This is a genomic window from Enterococcus sp. DIV1316a, from assembly GCF_050536915.1.
GTDB lineage: Bacteria > Bacillota > Bacilli > Lactobacillales > Enterococcaceae > Enterococcus > Enterococcus faecalis.
Window position 1 is genome coordinate 1,827,058 of sequence record NZ_CP172913.1, and the last position, 21,881, is coordinate 1,848,938.

The 21,881-nt window shown below is 36.9% G+C and carries 18 protein-coding genes and 1 pseudogene; 1 reads left to right on the forward strand and 18 read right to left on the reverse strand.

The window, feature by feature from the left end:
- Positions 1 to 151: 151 nt before the first annotated feature.
- From IGL56_RS08730 to IGL56_RS08790, 13 genes are all read right to left on the reverse strand, one after another.
- Positions 152 to 691, reverse strand: a complete 540-nt coding sequence (locus IGL56_RS08730) for a helix-turn-helix transcriptional regulator (RefSeq protein WP_010709698.1) — start codon at positions 689 to 691, stop codon at positions 152 to 154.
- A 504-nt stretch (positions 692 to 1,195) separates the two neighbouring features.
- Positions 1,196 to 1,990, reverse strand: a complete 795-nt coding sequence (locus IGL56_RS08735) for a discoidin domain-containing protein (RefSeq protein WP_002359839.1) — start codon at positions 1,988 to 1,990, stop codon at positions 1,196 to 1,198.
- Between the two features lie 94 nt (positions 1,991 to 2,084).
- A complete protein-coding gene (locus IGL56_RS08740; RefSeq protein ID WP_002359838.1) occupies positions 2,085 to 2,888 on the reverse strand; it encodes a gluconate 5-dehydrogenase in 804 nt (267 codons plus the stop codon).
- A gap of 23 nt (positions 2,889 to 2,911) precedes the next feature.
- Entirely contained in the window at positions 2,912 to 3,751 is an 840-nt protein-coding gene (gene kduI, locus IGL56_RS08745) for a 5-dehydro-4-deoxy-D-glucuronate isomerase (protein WP_002359837.1), read from the reverse strand.
- Positions 3,752 to 3,777: 26 nt separating this feature from the next.
- Positions 3,778 to 4,779: a sugar kinase gene (locus IGL56_RS08750; protein WP_002359836.1), complete on the reverse strand. Its 1,002-nt coding sequence runs from the start codon at positions 4,777 to 4,779 to the stop codon at positions 3,778 to 3,780.
- A 2-nt stretch (positions 4,780 to 4,781) separates the two neighbouring features.
- Positions 4,782 to 5,429: a bifunctional 4-hydroxy-2-oxoglutarate aldolase/2-dehydro-3-deoxy-phosphogluconate aldolase gene (locus IGL56_RS08755; RefSeq protein ID WP_002359835.1), complete on the reverse strand. Its 648-nt coding sequence runs from the start codon at positions 5,427 to 5,429 to the stop codon at positions 4,782 to 4,784.
- A 77-nt stretch (positions 5,430 to 5,506) separates the two neighbouring features.
- Complete coding sequence (locus IGL56_RS08760) at positions 5,507 to 5,923, reverse strand: PTS sugar transporter subunit IIA (RefSeq protein WP_002383565.1); 417 nt, start codon at positions 5,921 to 5,923, stop codon at positions 5,507 to 5,509.
- Positions 5,924 to 5,935: 12 nt separating this feature from the next.
- Positions 5,936 to 7,864: an alginate lyase family protein gene (locus IGL56_RS08765; RefSeq protein WP_002359832.1), complete on the reverse strand. Its 1,929-nt coding sequence runs from the start codon at positions 7,862 to 7,864 to the stop codon at positions 5,936 to 5,938.
- Positions 7,865 to 8,005: 141 nt separating this feature from the next.
- On the reverse strand, positions 8,006 to 8,821 hold the full coding sequence (locus IGL56_RS08770) for a PTS system mannose/fructose/sorbose family transporter subunit IID (protein ID WP_002359831.1): 816 nt from the start codon (positions 8,819 to 8,821) through the stop codon (positions 8,006 to 8,008).
- Positions 8,811 to 9,626 (reverse strand): PTS mannose/fructose/sorbose/N-acetylgalactosamine transporter subunit IIC, encoded by an 816-nt coding sequence (locus tag IGL56_RS08775; protein WP_002387229.1) that lies wholly within the window; start codon positions 9,624 to 9,626, stop codon positions 8,811 to 8,813. Before IGL56_RS08775 ends, IGL56_RS08770 begins: the two co-directional genes overlap by 11 nt.
- A 29-nt stretch (positions 9,627 to 9,655) precedes the next feature.
- Complete coding sequence (locus IGL56_RS08780; protein WP_002359829.1) at positions 9,656 to 10,156, reverse strand: PTS sugar transporter subunit IIB; 501 nt, start codon at positions 10,154 to 10,156, stop codon at positions 9,656 to 9,658.
- 17 nt (positions 10,157 to 10,173) lie between these two features.
- Complete coding sequence (locus tag IGL56_RS08785) at positions 10,174 to 11,361, reverse strand: glycoside hydrolase family 88 protein (protein WP_002359828.1); 1,188 nt, start codon at positions 11,359 to 11,361, stop codon at positions 10,174 to 10,176.
- Between the two features lie 164 nt (positions 11,362 to 11,525).
- Entirely contained in the window at positions 11,526 to 12,263 is a 738-nt protein-coding gene (locus IGL56_RS08790) for a GntR family transcriptional regulator (RefSeq protein WP_002359827.1), read from the reverse strand.
- Between the two features lie 781 nt (positions 12,264 to 13,044).
- On the opposite strand from IGL56_RS08790, the gene IGL56_RS08795 reads away from it, so the two are divergent.
- Positions 13,045 to 14,718: an FUSC family protein gene (locus IGL56_RS08795; RefSeq protein WP_228841363.1), complete on the forward strand. Its 1,674-nt coding sequence runs from the start codon at positions 13,045 to 13,047 to the stop codon at positions 14,716 to 14,718.
- 280 nt (positions 14,719 to 14,998) lie between these two features.
- Here the strand turns inward: IGL56_RS08795 and IGL56_RS08800 are convergent, their stop codons facing one another.
- The 5 genes and pseudogenes from IGL56_RS08800 to IGL56_RS08820 all read right to left on the reverse strand — a co-directional run bounded on the left by IGL56_RS08800 (position 14,999) and on the right by IGL56_RS08820 (position 21,869).
- The gene (locus tag IGL56_RS08800) at positions 14,999 to 15,907 is read right to left on the reverse strand and encodes a conjugal transfer protein (RefSeq protein WP_375345009.1); all 909 of its coding nucleotides are present in this window, start codon (positions 15,905 to 15,907) and stop codon (positions 14,999 to 15,001) included.
- Positions 15,907 to 16,875 (reverse strand): lysozyme family protein, encoded by a 969-nt coding sequence (locus IGL56_RS08805; protein WP_394371227.1) that lies wholly within the window; start codon positions 16,873 to 16,875, stop codon positions 15,907 to 15,909. The genes IGL56_RS08800 and IGL56_RS08805 overlap by 1 nt, the downstream gene beginning before the upstream one ends.
- Before the next feature lie 739 nt (positions 16,876 to 17,614).
- Positions 17,615 to 19,040, reverse strand: a pseudogene (locus tag IGL56_RS08810) (CD3337/EF1877 family mobilome membrane protein); the annotation flags it as partial.
- Positions 19,041 to 19,045: 5 nt separating this feature from the next.
- Complete coding sequence (locus IGL56_RS08815) at positions 19,046 to 21,493, reverse strand: ATP-binding protein (protein ID WP_002359821.1); 2,448 nt, start codon at positions 21,491 to 21,493, stop codon at positions 19,046 to 19,048.
- Complete coding sequence (locus IGL56_RS08820; RefSeq protein ID WP_002359820.1) at positions 21,480 to 21,869, reverse strand: conjugal transfer protein; 390 nt, start codon at positions 21,867 to 21,869, stop codon at positions 21,480 to 21,482. Before IGL56_RS08820 ends, IGL56_RS08815 begins: the two co-directional genes overlap by 14 nt.
- Positions 21,870 to 21,881 lie beyond the last annotated feature (12 nt).

Below are 21,881 nucleotides of genomic sequence, written 5' to 3' on the forward strand. Positions count from 1 at the left end.
ACAGATTTTAACTATGTAAATTCTCAGACTGTAGACAAAGTCCCCAAAAAGGGGATGACGTCTACAGTTTTTTCTTTTATACTTAATGTATGAAAACGTTTTAAAGGAGCGTAGAAAAAATGATGTCAAAACATGTATACTGCTATTTGTTTCATCTTTCTACATCAGGAATATTTACACCATTTTCCCATCTATTAATCACATTTTTTCTAGCTGGACAAGTGAAGTTTTGACCAAATTTTTCTAAACTCTCTCCTCTATTTTTTCGAATAGTTTTTATTCTGTTCCCCATCAAATTTTTATCAATACTCGGAAAATTTAAAGAAGCACCACCTAACTTAGTATCTATCAAACTTTCATTTCCATCATTTAACAAAAATAATGCAATTTTTCTTTGAATCTCTTTTGAAAGTTTTCTCCTTCCATTTAAAATATAACTTAGTAAAGCTTCACTAATTCCGATTTTATTTGCTAAATTTTTATTAGATAAATTATTTAGATCCCTATACTCTATTATTCGGTTAATCATATAACTCAAATTCTCTACTTCATTTTTAAGCAATGAATCTACATTCAGAGCCTTGCTTAGCGCAATATCTACATTTTTTGAAATACCTCTTGTACCATTCTCATACTTGACTAAAGCACTTTGAGAAATCCCTGTTAACTCAGATAGCTTCTTTTGAGTCAATTTTTGTTCTTTCCTTAAAGATTTTAGGATATTCCCACTATTATTTTCAAAAATAAAAAGCACCTCCTTAATGAGATGCTTTTATCCTACACTGATAGAAAAAAATCTTCAAGAAAATATTCCATTTTTGTTAATTTTTTTATAGCTGTGACAGTAATATGACAGTTTAAATTTCTTTAAACAGCAAAATCACGCTTTTCCAGCAACTCGAAAACCCTTATTTAATAGGCTTTCATATTGATAACAAGCTATTTCTCGTTATCTTGCTCATCCATCGTTGATTCGACGAGCACTCTTATTCAATTGGATAAGCGTTATCTCCTCTTTTTTAAAGTAATTTGTATTCAGCAACCTAGAATATTGATAGTGCCGATTATTTAGACAGCTATCCGGATAACTTGGAATAACTGAAACTAGAGTAAAAAATCTAATAAGGTGCTTTTAAAATATCATCATTTAAGATACGAAATCGCATACCCCGAAAAATATCTGCTCTCTTTAGTTCTACAATTTCTGATATCCAAATAGTTCAATTTGAGTTAACGCTGGAAATGGTGATTCATCTTCTGCTTTGATCAGCTGTTTCAATGTAGCAGTCGTTACTGTTCGTGGAGAGAAGGTGAAGTATTGCGTTGCTATCGCATCACTCGTAGTGAATATTTCTTCTGAACCATCGGAAAAGGCTATGGTTACTTGTTTCCAATAACTATCATGGGGAAAATCAGCACGTAATACCAATCCAAGCTTATCGAGTTCAACTTCTCGGCCAAAATCAATTGTTATTTCAGCATCTTTTTGCTGATTGATCCCCCAAGATTGATAGGGGTACGATCCATGATCTCTGTTGGCCAGAATTCCATCAATTGCATTTCTAGCAAAAAAAGTCGCATCGTTTCGTGTTTCAACATTTGCATAAGCGTGGGGATAAACATTGGCCACATCTTTTTGATCATGAGGATTGAGCGCCCAGTTACGATAACTAGTCTGTTCTTCAGCAAAAGCCTTTCTGACAAAAAAGTAATGCTTCTCGTCAAGAAAAGCCGCTGGTGGATAGGCTTCTCGCAATTTTTCCGTCGTAGGAATTTCATAGACCCACTCGCCTTTTGATAAATACACTAAAGAGGATCCTAAAGCATTGTCTAGTTGAACATAAACTAATTGTTTTTCTGCGGTTACAACTTTAAATTTATCTCCTGCTTGAAAAGCATACTTTTTCGTTGCCAAAACTGCTTCATCCACTCCACTGCTGCACATAACTACTTCATTTTCTTGATTAATAATTGATAATTCTATTTGCATACTTTCTTCGCTCCTTTTACTTTTTCTTTAAAAACTTACCCGCAATAAATAAAAGGAGAGGCGGCCTTAACCGTTTCCTCCCCTCTTTATTCTCTTAAGGTTGTTTACCAATATAAGCTAAAATTCCGCCATCAACATACAGAACATGACCATTTACAAAGTCAGAGGCCTGTGAGGCAAGAAAGACTGATGGACCTGCAAGATCGACCGGATCACCCCAGCGTGCTGCTGGCGTACGACCGACGATAAATTGGTCAAATGGATGACGTTCCCCGTTTTCTTGCAGCTCTCTCAGCGGCGCTGTTTGCGGTGTCGCAATATAACCAGGACCGATACCGTTGCACTGGATATTGAATTGACCATATTCAGAAGCAATATTTTTTGTTAGCATCTTCAAACCACCCTTTGCCGCGGCATAAGCACTAACAGTCTCACGACCTAATTCACTCATCATTGAGCAAATATTAATAATTTTACCCCCGCCTTTCTCGATCATCTCAGGAATAACCGCTTTTGACATAATAAACGGCGCATTCAAATCAACATCGATGACTTGTCGGAAATCTGTCGCTGACATATCTGTCATTGGAATTCGTTTTATGATTCCAGCATTATTAACTAAAATATCGATTGAACCAACCTCTTCTTTGATTTGCTTGACCATTGCTTGAACTGCTTTTTCATCCGTTACGTCACAGACATAGCCTTTTGCTTCAATGCCTTCTGCTTTGTAATTTGCCGATCCTTCATCGACTGATTCTTGAGTCAAATTATTGAAAACGATCGTTGCTCCTGCTGCCGCTAATGATTTGGCGATTTCAAAGCCAATTCCATAAACTGCGCCCGTAATCAATGCGACTTTCCCATCTAAGCGAAACATATCCATATTAAAATCCATCTATTCTCCCACTTTCATTCGTTCTATTTTAGTTCATCCATTGGAACCATATCCATGTCGGTATAAGTGATATTCTCTCCACACATCGCCCAGATAAATGAATAGTTGCTTGTTCCTACACCTGAATGGATCGACCAACTCGGTGAAATCACGGCTTGTTCATTCCCCATTACCAGATGCTTTGTCTCAGCTGGGTCACCCATCATATGGAAAATTTTTGTATCTTCCTCCATATCAAAGTAAACATACGCTTCCATTCGACGTTCATGCGTATGACACGGCATGGTATTCCAAGAACTGCCCGGCTCTAAAATCGTATAGCCCATTTGCAGCTGACAGCTTTCACAAATATTGGGATGAATATATTGATAAATTTTACGTTCATTTAATGTCAATGCTTCCCCAGTTTCCATTGGCTTAATCTCATCAATACTGATTTTTACATTTGGGTACTTGTGATGCGCCGGAGCAGAACTAATGTAAAATTTCGCAGGATCAGCTGCATCTTCTGAAGAGAAAATCACTTGTCGAGTTTCTTTCCCGACATAATAGCCATCTTGCTTCTTCATCGCTTCTTTTCGACCGTCGATTTCAATAAAACCCGGACCGCCAATATTAATGACTCCTAATTCACGCCGTTCCAAGAAATAATCGACACCTAATTCTTTGTTCAAAATAATCTCTAACGACTCAGTCGTCGGTGTTACACCGCCAAAGATCATGCGATCATTGTGGGTATACGTCAAACTGACTTCATTAGGTACAAATACTTTTTCAACTAAAAATTCTTCCCTCAATTCTTCTGTTGAATAATGACTAATATCTTTTGGACTGTGCGTATATCTCGTATCCATATTCTGCATGTTTATTTCCCTCTTTTACTTAATATTTAACGAACGATTCGACCAGAACCTGCTGTCAAAAATTGTTCGATCTCTATTTCTGAAAATTGATTACAATCCCCGTGAACAGTATGCTTCAATGCTGATGCAGCCGTAGCAAATTCAACGGTTCTTTGCCCGTCAAAATCTGAGATCAATCCATGCAAGATCCCCGCCGCAAAAGCATCACCTCCGCCAACTCGATCAACGATTGGATTTATTTTATGAACTTCAGACTCATAATACGTATTCTCCAGCCATAAAGTCCCTACCAACTGATTGTTGCTAGCCGAAGAAACGATCCTTTTCGTTGAATAGAAGCATTTAATATTGGGAAACTGCTGCTGCATTTGTTGATAATAATAAACGAATCCTGAATTCATCCGGTCTTCTGGAATCTCCAATAAATAACGCGCATCCAATTCTCCAGCTGAACAATAATCGACATAAGGCAAGATTTCTTTTAATGCTTTCCCAGCTGCTGCCTGACTCCATAGTTTCCCACGATAATTAATATCAAAGCTGACTAACACACCAAATTTCTTTGCGACTTTCACTAATTCAACCGTCCATTGACACCATTGCACTGACAAAGCTGCTGTAATGCCTGAAATATGAAATAGCTCAATCCCAGAAAAAAGCTTTTCATAAGACCACGGAAACTCTGTTACTTCCGCAAAGCTTGACCCCGCTCGATCATAAGTTACACTAGCAGCACGTTCACCGATCCCCGTTTCCATGTAATAAGTTCCTAAACGCGCTCCGCCAAGTTGTACAAAATCACTCATCACACCGTTTCGACGCAAATGTTTCACTGCCGCTTGACCTAGTGAGTTATCAGGCACTTTACTTGCAAAAGAAACCTGATGACCAAAATTGGCTAATGAAATAGCTACATTTGCCTCGCCGCCGCCATAGTGACAGATCAATTGCTGTGTTTCGTTAAGACGAACACCTATATCCGTTGAAAGTCGCAACATAATTTCGCCTAAAGTTAGTATGTTTGCCATAATTAGTTTTCCTTTATTTCTCTAAATTTGGCCATATATTGTTTTGCCAAAGCCGTTACTTTACCAAACTCACCAGTTTTAGCGTGAGCTAATAAGTTTCCGCCAACACCCACTGCCGTCACACCCGCCTCAAACCATGACGCCATATTATCCAGACTAACACCGCCTGTGGGCATAATATTCAAGTACGGCAAAGGTGCTTGGAATGCAGAGATAATACTCGGACCATAGGTACTTCCCGGAAATAACTTCACGATATCTACTCCGCTCTTCAAAGCTGTCTGCATCTCAGTAATTGTCATACATCCTGGCAAGTAAGGAACTTGATACAAGTTACAAATTTCAGCTGTCTCCCGATTAAAGCTAGGGCTTACAATAAATTCGGCTCCGGCCATTATAGCTAGGCGAGCCGTCACAGCATCTAACACCGTGCCCGCGCCAATCACGATATCTTTCTCGTCATGATATGTTTCAACTAATGACCGAATGACTTCATCTGCTTGAGGGACTGTAAAAGTCAATTCTAATCCAATCATTCCGCCCTCTACTACTGCATGACTAATTTTCAAAGCTTCCTCTTTAGAATCTGCTCGCAATACTGCGATAACTCCCGCATTTTCTAAGCGTTTCAATACTTCAACTTTTTTCATTCGTCTACGCCTTTCTTATAAAGCTTTATGGAATCAAATATACGAGCACCAGATTGACTATACCGCGCTACTTCTTTTTAAATTCCTTCTTCTGGCAGTTCTTCTGTTTCATTGTTTTTTTCAAAAAGCATAATATTGCTCTTTCCAGCCTGTACGACTGTTTCAGCAATTTCAAATGAATCCGTGACGCTATTTCGCATCATCAAGCCTTCTAATAGCATTCCTAAGTTTGTGCCACTCACAACAAAAACTTGATCTTTTTCCTCAGAGAATTCAACACAGGTTTTAAATGGGGTACCACCCAACAAATCTGTGAAACAAATAGCTTGATCAAACATTTGAATTTCTGCCGCTACTTTTTGGCGATACTCATCTACCGTCTCCTCGGCTAAAAAGGGAATAATGATCACATCTTCTAGTTCTCCAGCAATCATCGCTAAAGCACTCTGCATCCCAATCGAAAATTCACTATGCCCAGTAATTAATAATTTCATCTCATTGCTCCTTTATTTAATCCGAATCTTTGCTTCCTTTTGATCAATCAAAACAAGCCGACCATAAAAAAATTGGCCATATTCACTCACTAATAGTTTATTCCCTTTGACAATATCTTCCCGCATAACAAAGAGATCAAATTTTTCCGATCCGGCGATTATCCGAAATCCCTTAGCCTGACAGAATTGCTCATTTTCTCCTGTTTGACTCACTTTTATTGGCGTAATTTGGATATCCTCTAACGGAGAAATGACTGTTGCTTGAATTTCTTTTCCCGTTTTGTAACAAAACTTGTTTGATAAGCGTGGGTGCTCATTCAGCTGGTTATAAATCTCTGAACCTTTTGCCACTGATTGCTGTGTTTGGCCTCCAGCAAAAAGGAGTGTGTACTTATGCTTGTTCGTAGTTAAAGCAAACCGATGCGCTTCTTTTTGACAATTTATCGACGGTGCCAAATTATAGGTACTCGTAATTTCAGTCTCTTTCTGTCCTGCAAAGCTATCAATAATAACTACGGAGTTGATCGACTTTAAATAGATGAAGCTGCGCTCAAAAATCATTGGATTCTGATCCGCCTTATCCAGCCAGCCGCATTCTGCAAAAAAACCGACAGAAAGTTCTTTTATTTGCTGAAATAAGGGTGTCGGTAATTTGTCATAACCCCACGTATCGGAAACTAAAGTATGGGGATTTTCTGCGATAAACATCGTATTGTGCGAAGCGCACTCTTTTAGCTGAAGTCGCTCTGATTTGTTGACATAGCTGTAACGACCACTATCGGAAAATAAGTCATCCCCTTGTAGTTGTAGTGTAAATCCACCTGTAGAAGCATGACCATGTGCGCTCCCATGCAGACCGTTAAAAAGTGTAAAATAGATATCCTCTGCTTTGTACGCCATCAGCCCACTTGATTCGCCACGAAAAAGTTCTTTTGGCTTCATTGTTTCCCAGATTCTTTCTTCATAAAGATCCCCCGTCCAAAGCCTTGCCATATTCGCAGTCATGGAGGGTTCAAATATGAAACCTAATTTGCGATAGATATCATATACGTAATGAAAGTTGACATGATCACTATCATTGATCGGATTTAGGATATCTTGGTTATCCGCCAAATAATGGGTAGAGAAAATAGGTGTTTTTAATTTCATGCGAAGATCTAATGGTAACTGGACTTCAAGATATTCAGAAATCTGCAATAGATACACGAATGTCATCAAAACTTCGTGCTGGTACAGCGGGCTCTGCTCCCAATGAATTCCATCTGAATAGAATTGTAGATCAAGCTGTTCAGCTAAACGAGACCATATTAGATCCCTCTGTTTACTGGTCACCAGTTCTGGAAGAAATAAATCAATAGCTGCCATTCCACCAATTGCCAACACACCCCAATTACTGAGCCTGTATTTATCGATATAGGACCGCTCCAAATAGTCCAGATGGATCAGCAAGGCGTTGTTCAACACATCATCAATTCCTAATAGTCTGAAATCAGCGATTGGAATATACGTCAAGCTTTTCATCCAGTTTGTTACTCGAATCCCAACATCTAACGGACGCCAAACATCCCTATTCGTCGAATTTGGCTCACCCTCATCGTTAATAAAATCAATAAGCAAGCTGTGCCATTTCTGTAAGTAACGTTCTTTTTTAGTAAGTGCATATGCTTGTGCCAGATCTACAAGAAAGCTTTGACGACTCAACATAAAGAGCCATTCTGGATCATCATCAGGATACCGATTCCACGCATACTCTTTTAAAGAATAAGGAATGGAGCAAGCTTCCATATCCATTGCATCATTGTAAATAATCTGATCTTTCAGCAAATAAGAAGTACGTTCAAAAAGTGGCTTCAAAAATTGTGACTGTTGCTCCAAGTACTCTGAAAGCCAATCTTGTTGAAAAAATTTTAGTTGGTAGTCTTCGATTCTTTGAAGATTCATCGTGTTCCCGCTTTCAAATTTTTATTCGCCTCAGGCTTAAAATTACAGTATACTTCCTCATTCACTCCGAAAAGTGACAAATACGGAGACAAGAATAATTTTCCAAAAATTAAAAATCTTGTTTCTGATTACCCTCGTTTACTATGCTAAAATTCCTAGGACAGACGCTGCTATCCCAATAGCAAATAGTAAGATCAATAGTTTATACGTGTTCCAATTTCTCTTCTTGATCAAATAAAACACTAAGATAGTTAAAATTACTGGAAGCATTTTAGGCATAATCTTATCTAAAATATCCTGAATAGCGATTACTTGTTTTTCACCGGATTCTACGTGATGCGAATACTTTATGGCGATGTTGGCCTTAACAAATGATGTTGCTAATGCCGCTATAACAGTTACTCCGACAATATTAGCAGCCGAAGAAATTTTCCCGATCTTATCACTCAATGTTTCGATGACACTCGTTCCAAGTTTAAAGCCTAAATAGCCCATTAATAACTTGATAATCAACATCGAGATTAGCATTGAAAACCAAAAGCCCATCGGTGCAAAACCCAAACCATCCATTGCTAACCCGGCAAAGATTGTTGAGAATAAAGGAGCAATCCCAAATTGAGCGATTGAGTCTCCAATTCCCGATAATGGTCCCATTAGCGCCATTTTGATGCTGCGCGTATCCGTGACACTTTGTCCATTGTCATACATTGCCAACTGCATACTAGTAATGAATGGCAGCATTTGAGGGTTGGTATTATAAAACTCTAAGTTTGCACTCGCCGTTTCTTTCAGCTTCTCTGGTTCATCTTTATAGATTTTCTTCAGCGCTGGCATGATCGTGTATAAATAACTTACCCCTTGATAAGATGTATAATTAAAAGCGTTCTGTAACAAATACGACCGTAGTGCTGTCTTCATGTAGTCTTTTTGGCTTAATTTTGGTGTCCTAGATTCCATTACTAAAATCCTCCTCTTCCATCAAGGTGGTTTGGCTTTCGTCTCTTATGCTCTTTTCTCCAACAATCGTTTTATCTTTTCCATAATATTGAATCAACGCAAAGACAGTTCCTACCATTGCGACAGCCATCGTAGGCAGCTCTAAATAAGCTGCACAAATATAGCCTAGTAACACATAAGGTGTCAGACTCTTTTCGAGCATCACAGACATGATCATTGCAAAACCTATCGCTGGAATAAGCCCGCCAGCAACAGAAAAGCCATTGATTAGCCAATTTGGTAACGCTTCAACAAATGCCTGCAATCCAGGACGACTCAAGGCCGCTAATAGTCCAATCATAAATCCTGCAACGGCAAAAGCTATATATGTTGAATTAGCAATCAGATTAAAACGTGTATATTTCCCTTGCTCAATTGCATTCTTCGACCATTTAACATTCCCAGAAAATATAGTATAGATCGCCGTTGTTACCAGTTGGAACAATACTGCAAAGGGAAATGATAGTGCTAACGCGGATTCAGGTGTTACCCCTTGATGTTTAAGCGTAATGGCCATAATCGTACCAACGATTCCGGGTCCAACTGGATTGGGTGGTACGGTTCCGCCTGCTCCAACACCAAATCCCATATAAGCCAACTCGGCTAAAGCACCAAATGTTAAAGCCGTTGGAATGTCACCCAAAACAACACCTACAAAAAAGGACATAACCAGTGCACGGTTTGTGTAAATTCCTAATAGCTGCCCCGAATAACAAAAAGCTGTGATCAATCCGATCAATATACCTTGAACTAATGAAATCTCCATCTGCTTCTCCTTCTCCTTCTCCTTCTAATTTAATTAGATATTTTTTCCATCAATACATCTAAGTACTGTGAGCCATCATTTGAAAGTGGTGAAGTCTTGGTGTTGAAAGTTACACCATAGTTATCTCGCATCAAGCAGAGAGCTTGCTTATCTTCTTTACCTAAATAGATAAATTGAGAGATTTTCTCCTTGCCTTCGTCAGCATGAATATTCCCAATATTTAACTGCTCCATTGGAAAGCCCAATTTGCATAGTTCTAAGGCATCATGCAAGTTTCCAACGACTACAAAAATTGTTTGACTAGGGGCTGCTTTCCAAATAACTTTTGCCGTACGTTCGATCGTCCAAAAACGAATATTTGTTTCTTTCGGGACTACCGTTTTCATCAGCGTCTGCTGTAAGCTATCCTCTGCCGCTTTATCATTGGCACAAATAACTAAGTTCACTCCTAAACTCTTGATCCATAGTTGACCTTGTCCATGTATCAGACGTTCATCTACACGCACCATTTTTACATTGGGTTTTTGCATTTTCTTTCCTCCTGTTTTTACCAGTACATTTTCCAATTTTTTTTGAATCGCACTAAAGCTTCTAGATAGAAATAATCACCCCAAATATTACCTTCATTTACGCCTTTACCACTATGCCAAGAATAAACACCCTCATTCAGTAAAGCTGTAATTCCGTCTGTTTTGGATTCAGTATAGTTTTCAGATAAGCTTCTTAGCATGGAATGCTGCGCACACTTGTAAACCAACTTATGACTGTTCGTCTCAGGTAAAAACGCGTCCATTAGACTCATACCACAAACAGCAATCGCTGTCGCAGAAGTATCTCGGGACTGTTCGGAACCATCCATAAAAATCAGATCCCAATAACTAACAAAATCCTTCGGCAAGCGATTCAAGAAATAATTCGTAATCGCCTCAAAAATTTCTGTATTCTCTTCCTCTGGACAGTAGGAGCGGAACAATGCCAAACCATAAATCAACCACGATTGTCCCCTCGCCCAGCTTGAACTATCGGAATATCCTTGGCGGGTTTTTCCATACAAAGGATCGCCCGTTTCAGCATCGAAGAAAAACGTATGGTAAGCAGATGAATCTTCTCTAATCGCATTATCGATTGTCGTATGATAATGTTTAACGGCTACTTCACGATAACGTTTATCTTGAGTCACTGTTGACGCCCAAAATAATAATGGAATATTAAGTAAGCAGTCTACGATCAAACGATAGTTATCTTGATTGCCCAATTCTCCCCAAGCTTGGATAAATTCTCCCTTAGATTGGTAGCGCTGCAATAATTTTTCTGCTGCACTTATCGCGGCATTCTTAGCAGCTTCATTTCCAGTCAACTTATACGCACTTACACAGGATAAGCTGTATAAGAATCCCAAATCATGATGCTCGACTTCAATTTCATTTTCAATTCGGTAAATAAAACTCTTGACATTTTGTTCTGCAACTTCACGGTAATGCTTTTCCCCAGAAACTTCATAGCACAGCCATAATATTCCTGTCCAAAAACCGTTTGTCCATTCTGTATTATCCATAGCTATATACGTATTGTCCGTTGTTGCTGGTGTTGGGAATTTATCTCCCAGTTTTTGAATATTTTTTTCAACTTTTTTTAAGACCTTATCAATAGATTGATCGATGAAGTCTTCCGTAAGTATTCCTTGACCAAAAAATCGCTCGCTAGATAATAATTTTTCTTGTGTTATCTTTTTCATAAGTATCCTTTCTCACAATAACTTAACGCGTTAACCGGTGTGAGTACATCATACAATACTGATTCAGATTTGTAAACCGCTTTCTAAAAAAAAATAAATAAACATAGTCCATAAAATGGACTATGTTTACGGCCTTAAAAAAAGGTAGTTATATTTGTAAAAATTTACTCACTAATAATCTCAATCTGATAAAAATCAGAAAGTATGAAACTTTGACTATATTCAATCGGAACCCCATCGTTTCCTCTAATCAAACGTTTAATATTGAATAATGAAAAGCTATCTTCTTCACCAAAACTTTTTCTTATTATTCTCAACGGCTCTAGTTCATCTGAATCCTTCGTTAATAAAATCGTGCTCACCTCCATCGTCATCGGAAGATTAGCCATATTTCCTTGAAGACCCAATTCATCGGATAAACTAGCTCCTTCAATCAGGCGTTTTACTGAATCATCCCTAAGTTTATCTGCAAAGAGATAGCGATTTTGAATTTTCCATGGAAAATCATTCGTTAATGCAATTTGGGTTAGCTTAAGCAACGCTTTGCTGCCTGATTTGTCGCCTAATATCTGTGCGATCTCTTTATCAGTAAATTCTTCCGAAACTAAAGTGATCGTTTCCTCAACCGACTTTTGTTTTTCGTTATTGGACATCGATAACTTCTCTGAGAAGAAAACTTTTCTATGCTTCAAATTTTTTCTGACAAAGGTTCCCTCGCCCTGACGCCGAATTAAATACCCTTCATTTACCAGATCGTTCAAAGCCTTTACTACTGTTGTATTACTGACATTATACTTTCTTTTTAAATCACCTTCTGAATAAACTTTCTCACCCGTACTAAACTCTCCAGATTCAATCTTCTCTATGATATCCCGCTTTATAATCTCATATTTAGGCAACATATGATCCTCTCCTAACACGTTAACCGTTAATCTTCATTGTAAAGAACTTTTATATTTATGTAAATAGAATGAGTAATAATTATTTGCTCAAATTTCGCACACCAAAATCATAGCTAAAAGCTTGGCATGAAAGGGCGGAAGTTTTTGGGAATTGATTTCAATAAATTTGAGTTCTTTTTTAGTATAATTAGCTTATAAAAATACTGACCGGATTAAATGAATGATGAAGCGAATGACTATCAAAAACCAACCACCTACAAAAATTTATGCCACTTTTTATGAACTAAAAGAGGACAATTTTATTCGCCTTACGAATATCTATAAACAAAAAGGCTATTCTCCCACCTTTATTTTTGTCTACCATAAACAAAACAATTTGTTCATTGATTCACTTGACTAAATCAAAATTCACTACTACACTAGATACTGTTCATTTTATCTATACAATAAACAAATCAGTGAAATTTTATGATTATTAATGAAGGAAGCGTTAGTATGGCTAAGTCTTTGATTTGCCTTTTTAGAGAAAGAAAATATCGATGCAATCAGTACATTGTTCAAAATTTTCAAACAGTAATATTTTTCATTCTTGTATTCTATTTCCTTCTTTTTGGTTTTGGACCTCAATATTTGATTTTTGTTTCAATTTTTACTGTAATGTTTAAACTTAATTATAAAAAAAAATTGCACTTTCTGGGATTTAGTGAATTTTTGTAGCTTTCAATTTTTCCTAAACGTCGTAGCCTATATTGCTACCTTAAGTATCTCCCTGACCATCGGATTGAATCTACTGGTACCTTTTTACTTAATTTATACAAAATCATCGCAATTCAACCCCAAAGGCTACTTTATCAATTTAATGACTTTTACCTTTTGCCAATTTCTCCCAATTAAAATGACTTTTATCCAACAATCTAAAGCATTTTTAGCCGGATTACTTCTTTTTTTAATCGCAGTGAAATTCTATAGCTTTGTTTCTCAATATTATGCAAAAAGAACATCTGAAAAAAATGAGTTTAGCTTTTTCGCTGATTTATTGAATTCATATGGTAACGAACAAGAATATCAAGCTAACTTAAACAAATTAGCCAAATTGACTCAACAATTGTATTTCCAAGCATATCTTTCTTCTAGTTCTAAAAACAAAATTACTCCTAAAACTCGTATTGCATTCAACTATGCCTTTTTATCCCAACGTGCTCTATATTTTTTTACAAGTATTGATAAATTGGTAAAGCCAGATTCAATTATTGAAAAATGGATGACAAGAATTTCTGATTTTTTTGAAAAGTCCAGTCAGTTTACTACGATGTCAGTTATTGAAAAAAATGAGTTGAGAATACAAGGGAAAATACTTATAACTTCTTTAGAACACTCCGATGAAGTAGCACTGATACTTTTAAGAAACCTGCTTATTCACAGTTTATTTATATTACGTTTATTGGATAATGATCCAGAAATAAGCAATAATCATTGGTCAACGCCTCTCCATCACCAGACCAAATATCTTTTCCAACACAAATTTAGAATTGATTCATTTGAATTACGTGTTGCACTACGTTTCAGTATCGTTCTGGCTTTCTGTTTTTCTTTATGCACATTGACTCATATTACTCGTGGAACTTGGTTACCGATGAATGCTTTCTTACTGCTTCAACCAATGAATGAAGAGACTACTTATCGCTTAAAGACTCGTTTTTTAGGAACCATCTTTGGATGTTTGATAAGTATCTACACTGTGCAGCTCTTTAGCAACAACTTACTCCATCTAATTTTGGCTAGCTTATTAGGGATCTGTGCCTTTACGATAATTCCAGGAACTACATTTCAAGCAACTTTATCAACTATTTTCGCATTGTTCCTATCATCATTAGTTATGTCTAATTTAATGGCCGCTGGATTGCGCTTTGTTTATGTTTTATTAGCTTGTTCATTAGTTTTTCTCGTCAATCAATTCATTCTTCCAACAGGCATAAAAAATCAATTTCGATTTAATTTACAAGAACTTTTTCATATTCATCAGACTAGTTTAATATTCCTTCAAAATTCATTTCATCACAAGATTGATTATGGCACAATCGCTGACTTACAAATGAATTATCACTTACTCCATGGTGAAATTAAGAATTATTTCGGCAAAAGCGATAAATTGAAACAGATATCCTACAAAGAATTTTTATCTATATCTTGGCAAATGATTACTATAGTTGAACAACTTTTACTACTTATTGACAGTAAAAAAATTACAGAAAATGATATTACAGTTATTGAAAATACAATTGACTCTCTATGTTACGTATTGTCTCTAATCCAAAACTTGTTAGACTGCAATTTAAAAACATTAAAAATACCTGAAGTACTTTTTAAACGTGATTTAGCAATTGATCCTGAAATAGCGTATCTGCTATTTCAATACTCTAAAAAATTATCAGCAATGTATCGCCTCGTACTTTGATTGTCATTCAATTAAATTTCGAAAATATTCGATAATCTACTATCTAAGGGAATTATAAAGGGTATTCTTATTAAAGAATGAAGAATACCCTTTAATTTACCTTTTCAAAATCTATCCTTTACTCTTTTATCTGTAGTGCTAATATAAATGATTGTAGAGATAGTTTGTATATAAGGATATTTTTGTTCAGCTTAAAGGAGTTTTTACTCTATTTAATGATTACTACATACAATTATAGAAGTACAAGTGATAACAATAAGTCTATACGCATAGGAAATAGTCATTCATTAGCAATGACTTCCCATTTTTTTGCTTTTTGTAATATTAAAACGTATTGAAATTTTGATGTAATCTTAGATGTAGGATCAAGATATTTAACTAAAATATTTGTCTTTATTGCTTGTCCTTTTTTCTGATAATTGATACTGCTAATTTCAACAAACTTTAGATTCTTATAAATTGGCTCTAACACATCTTTTTTTACATAATATCCTAGTTCTTCTTTAGAAGCTGTTGGATATAATTTAAATAGAACCTCTAAAAATTCTTCAATTTCTTCTTTGTTCTTTTCTTTAATCATCGAATCATCTGTAAACTGCTTAGTTTTATAATTTGCTTTAACAGGTTTACTAATCATTGTTGGCAAAGAAGTCACAATACAATTTCCAAGTCTATCTTCAAAAACAGAAATTCGGTATGCTGTTTTTTCTTGTAAAGCTTTTTTTTCCTCTACTATTTCTTGATCCACCAAAAATGATACGACGAACCATTTTGACTTTTTCTCAACATTTAGAATTTTCACTGAGTTCACCTTAGAACTTGTTGGTATATCTGCTCTAACCATATCTTGACTTAAATCTAGTACATCTTTTGTAAGATAATGCCCTAGAGAACGTATTCTTTTTTCAATTGCTACTCTATCATTTTTCCAAGAGAAATATTCTTTGGCAAAATCTACAGTAAAATTTTCTACACCTGAGGTATTCACAATTTTTTCCTTCACAACCACTTTCTCATGAGTTGTATGTTGATCAATAGCGGTGAAATTTTTGTAGATTCCAAAGGATAAACTACTAAGAAGTAATAACCAAAGGACAAGCACCATTTTTCGATGCTTCCCCATTGAAACAACTTTTTCTTTTTTCTTTCCCGAAATCTTCTTTTTATTTCGTTCTATTTTTATCTTCATCATCTGTCCCCTTTTCTATTTTTATACCGACCAGCACCAATGATATGTTGCTGCCAATAAGTTTCGGTAAGATTAGTCCATCCAACGGGATCACCTGCATGGAACATCCGATTGTCTCCAGCATAGATACCTACATGTGTCACATAAGTTCCTGCATCATACGTTGAGTGAAAGAAAATTAAATCTCCTGGCTTAGCATCTTTCAACTCGATATGAGACATAGCATCATACTGATCCTGCGCGACTCTGGGAAGTTGCAAACCAACTTTGGCATAACACCACTGCGTTAATCCGCTACAATCAAAACCTGTTGCTGGACTTGAACCTCCGAACACATATGCCGTCCCTTCATACTTAAAAGCTTCATCAAAAATTCCTTGAACGGTTTTATCATCAAACTTCGTTGTAGTAAGATATTGTTTCACTAACATTACATAAAACATATTTCCATAGTTATAACGCCAACCACCATTCTCCTTAATAGCGATTGGATTCGAATAGGTCACTTTTTCCCCATCTGATTTTTCTTTTGAAAAAGATTCCGCTAAGGCAAAGCTGTACTTCTTTCCATTTTTTCCAACATAGTCTAAATATCCACCACCATAGTTATACGATTGAATGATGCTCTCTTGATCACAACCGATATCCTTTGCTCGATTGACTAAGGAAGCAAAATAAATGCACCCTTGCTTGATTGAAGCTTCGGTGCTTAACGAGTTAGGTGGGAATCCCGCTGATTCAGAACTTTGCATCACATCTTCCATCGTACCGCCAGACTCTACCTGAATAATTGCTAGAAGAATCGGAACATACTCTAAAATATCCGATTCTTTAGCATACTTCTCTACAAGTGGACGATGCTTTAAAACTTCTAAGGAAACATTACTCCCTCCAGAGGACAATCCAGTACTGCTATTTCCTTCACTATCGTCACCAAATAATAGACCGACACAAATCAAAATTCCCATAAACAAAACCGTTAAAAGAACTAATAGAACGGTACTTAACTTTTTGATTGTCATGCCATATCACCTGTCTTTACCTTCTCCCGGTTTATAGAATTCTTTTGATATTGCTTCTTTCCATTTTTCGTTAGAGTGGATTGATTTTTCATTTTTTTGATACTCATCATCTTCGGTGCAATCTTAGGATAAATGGTTTGTAGGGAATCCTTTTGTCTATTTTGTAAAACCGAGACATTATGGAAATCTTTTGCTACTTGACGTTGACTAAGTGAAGAATGATCTTTAGAATTTGGAAAGGTATTAGCTGAAACATTAGTTCGACGTTTTAAAAAAGAAGTTCTCCGGTTCCCTAACACTTGGCGTTTTTCATCCATTCTTTTCTGCCGTTGTTGGTGATTAGCTTTTCTTTGTTCTTCTCGTTCTTTTTTCTCCTGCACAAGCCCGCGTTTAAATTCCCCTGGGGCATTTTTCGCCTTTTCAATTCCTCTATGCAGGTTATATTTCAAATTTGTTGGCGTATCAATTACATGGTCTTTTGCTTGTTTTACTTTGTCCTTCACGATAGATTTTGAATCCATTGCCTTTCCAGCTTTCCTACCCATAAGATTCAATCGAGTGGTTCTACTATTAGTAGTCTTTTCTTGTTTCTTCGGATCAGTATTTTGCTCATGATTACTTTGTATCGATTGGTTTCTTCGATTAGATAATCTTTTGCTTTTTGAACCTCTGTTTTCTTTTGTAGAATCAGTTGCTAATTTACCTGCAACTGCTACACCGCCATCAAAAGCCAACGCTCGGCCAACATTTCGATTGAGTTGACGAAATTTACGGTTCATTAACATTTGAGGTTTTCGCATCACACGCCTACTCATAGACTGACTATCGTTACTTTGGAGATTGAACATACTCATAATGTCGCCTAATTTGAAATAAATCCCGGCAAAGGTTACAATTTGTAGAAATGCTACCATAAAGAACGGATAGGTTGCTGAAATATTGAAAAACATCGTAGAGATACTAAATGCTGTCGTGATGACCAATGTCACTCCCGCTCGCATCATAATCGTGTTAAATAAGCGAACAATCGCTTTCTTTCCCAAACTTTCATAGGTCGGTAACATGGACAACAGGAAACTAATTGGGAGAAACATCGCAAAGATAATGAAAAGAATTTGGGAAAATAGCATTATTCCTGTCAATAGAAAGACAAAGAAGGAAATTCCAATATTAAACAATACTAAAAAAACCACGGTCCCTAATCGGCTCATGGTCTTTGTTATACTCAAATTTGCATTTTCATTGTCTTCAATTTCGGCTTTAACCGCCTCCTCGCGATCCTTCCCTTTATTTTCATCCGGGCTCACGGATAGAATTTTATTAACTCGCTCTTCGCCAATTTCTTCTACATTGGAATCATCAAATTGCAACAAGAGCCACGGCTGTTGGACTTGAATTGAGAATAAGCTGTCACGAATTAAGTCAACACTATCTTTACCGTGACTTTCAGAATTTGGTACGACAATCTTAGTGCCAAGACTCAATGCAGATTCACTAATATCCGAACTAAAGTCATTGATTTTCGTAATGTAGTTAGGGGCATAGGCGATAAAGGAACCCGAAAGTAGAAAAATCGCTACAAAATTAATAACAGCTCGCACTGCTTTGGTAGTCTCCCGTTTAAGTAATCCTGTATAGACTACGTAAATGCCTAAAACCAAAATCATTAACATCAAAAAGCCAAAATAAAAACCAGATGGCTGAAGTCCATTTTCGTTAATCCCGGCTAGAGTTTGAATATTCTTCCCGATACTTTCTGCCGTATCTGAAATAAAATCCAATTTATAAGCTTCTTGAACCACATAACCCGTGGCATTCGACAAATACAAGCTTACGGTCCAAATGAAATTTGTGATGGCATAGAGACCATACATCACGCTTTTTCCTAAACCATCCCCCCAGTTCCAAGGTAGCCAGTCCCAAGAATTGTCTACAAAAAAATCTAGTTGGTAGTTACCAAGAGAATATTGAGAATAGAGATTACCAGCTTTCACTGTATCATCGACTAATCCAGTCGCTTCCGCTACCTTTCCAACTAAACTCAAAAGAATGATGAGGAAAAATAGACTAGTCAAAACAATGCCTACAATCCGTAAAATTTTCCTTTTCATCTCCTTCACTCCATTCTCTCTTGAACCGGTGGGCGAGTATCAAAGGCATGGAAGAGTTCTTCAAAGACCGGGTGAACCTGAACCACACCTACCCGACCATACAAATCTTGCATTAGGCATTGACCATTTTCCAAATCTCGTAAACGTTTTTGATTGCTTTCATCCTCTTGATCTAATCCAAAGAATTCCAGGGTTTTCTTGATTTCATGAATATCGGTACTGCGAAAAGCAAACTTCAACCCTATATTGTTCTTCAATCGTTCATCCAATAAATCATCACTATTCTGAGTGACGAAATAAACTCCGGCATTCATGGCCCGACCTGCACGGACTAACTTATTGGATAACGTCTTTCCTTGAGCCACTTGAAGAAACGACCAAGCTTCATCCAAATCGACAATCTTGAAAATTTCTCGATTACTATGGATAAAGTCCAACGCAAAAGTCGAAATGACGATTAGCATGGAAACACTAAGCAATTCCATCGTAGTGTATTCTTCAAAAGTTGTTTCTGCATCTGGTAAAATCAGATCCGCCACTTGAATGATATTCAACTGCTTATCTAAACTAATCGATTGGTTAATCGAACCGTCTGAGAAAAGCAAATGGGCAAAATCATAATCGGTAAAAGATTCAATATGATCCGCTATATTTTCTGCGACTAGTGAGTCCTCTTTTCGAAGTTCGTTAATGACTTGTAGTAAACCACGCTGATCACTTTGAGTAACTGTTCGAATGGCTTTACGCAAAATAGGGAACTTCTCTCCATCTCGACTAGAAATCCCTGTTAAAAAAGTCAGGATATCAATTGCCAGACTTTCAGAGTCCTTCTTTTTCTTCATAATTACATAGGGATCCAGTAACCCTTGATTTTCTGGCTTACTGGTTAAGTTGAGAATGTTAATTTCCTCCGCAATTTCTGGCAAAGTTTCTTTCCAGCCGCCACGTTCCCCCTTTGGATCGACAATTACAGCTTGCCCACCAAAAAGGACGGCATAGTATACTAAGAGATTGTTACTAAAGGATTTTCCGCCACCAAGAGAACCAAGAAAAGCCGCAGCTAATGCATTGGTTACTGAGCCCTTTACTCCTTGTGAGGCTAATGCGGGTTTCAGGTAAACATTACGCCCCGTATCCGCATTGTAGCCAAAGTAAATCCCTTCCAACTCTCCTAACATTTGAGTGGCGCCAAAGCCAAGTCCTGCTAAAAAGTCAGATGTTACATACTGGATATAGTCATTCATATACCGTTTACTAGCTGGTAGGAATTCTTCATGTAGCCCCATCGTATCGCCAAAGGGCCGGACTAGTTTCACATTGGTATCATCATAAAAATCGAACACTTCATCACAACGGCGTTTTAGTTCATCCACTGATTCTGCTCTCACCCGGACCACATAGCTCAATTTGTACATGGATTCTTTTGACTGATCCAAGGTGGTCTCCAATTCATCAACGGAATCCAAAGCATCCAAAACATTGGAATTCGTTTCATTGTCAGATTGGTAAGCGTGGTTGTCTAAATCTTTTAATTCCTTTTTCTTGTTGCGAACGATAGCTAATGCCTTTTTATTGGTGACAATTTCTACATTCATTGAAGTATCAATCGGAAAAGCAAATTGTTGTTGCTGGTAATAGAAAAGCTCTGAGGAAGGAAACTCCATCTCCCCGACAATGGTATTAATTGTCAAATAGGTTACATAAGACTCATGATTCTCATGTTCAATCCTTAAGTAACGAGGTTTCTCTTCAATCAAACAACGACTGGGACGTAATAAGTCATAGCGTTTCACCAAAGTTTCTGATTTCAATTTTTTCTTTGGTAACTGAAAGGCGTATTCTTCAAACGGTTTACCTTTTTCGCCATAAATATGTTCAATCAAGTAAGTAAGATCACTGGGATTCACTCGTCTGACTTTGAATCTCCGCGCTAATTTACTTTCCATCAGTTTTTCAAGCTTGGTATATCGGCGAATTTCTTCATTTGATAATGAAACAAAATCGCCCATCAAATGATGATTGACCTCATAGATAAACTCTTGAAAGCCGGAAAAGAAGGATTTTTTGAGACTTTTCAAATTCACTTCTTCATCTGTAGCAATCAGTTTGAAACCAATAAAAAAGCGATAATCAATCTGACTATCGCCAATCATGGATACTAATGCGTCTGTCTGTAAATCAATCCGTTGTAATGCTATTTCTTTGAGTCTACCTATAACTTCCTTTTTAGATCGTTCCTGAGTGGCACGAATACTACTTTCTGTCGCAATTTGTAGCGCATGAATCTTACCTTCTCGATTTTGGGCAATCAATTGGCGGAAATTATCATGCAATTGATATTTTTGTTCAGGAGATAAGAAGGAATAGTTATAAGGTATTAACTCATAATAAGCAAAACACTCTCCTTCTTGATTAAAAACAAGATTATTTTCGATATACTTAATCGGGTACATAGTTCACACTCCTCACTAAGGTAATGGGTTCATCCCATCGTTTTTTCTGTTCTTTAACTTTTTTTCCTGCAAAAGTGACCTTAAATCGTAAATGATAACTGATAAAGGATCGTAAAAATCCCAATGGTTTCTTGCCATCAAAAGTCTTTTGCGACATAAACCAAGTAATCGCCACCGGGATGCCAAAGTATTTTAAAAATGCCCCCTCTATCACAGATAGTGGAGGCACATGGGCAAATACAATGACAAACAGCAAGGATAAAACAAACCAAGCCATTTGGTTAAAAGTTACAGGAAAAGGCAGCTGAAAGTCATTGATTGCGTAAATGACTTTTTCAACTGCCCAGATACTGGTGTAGCTTTTTATTTTTTTCATTAACTCATCTCC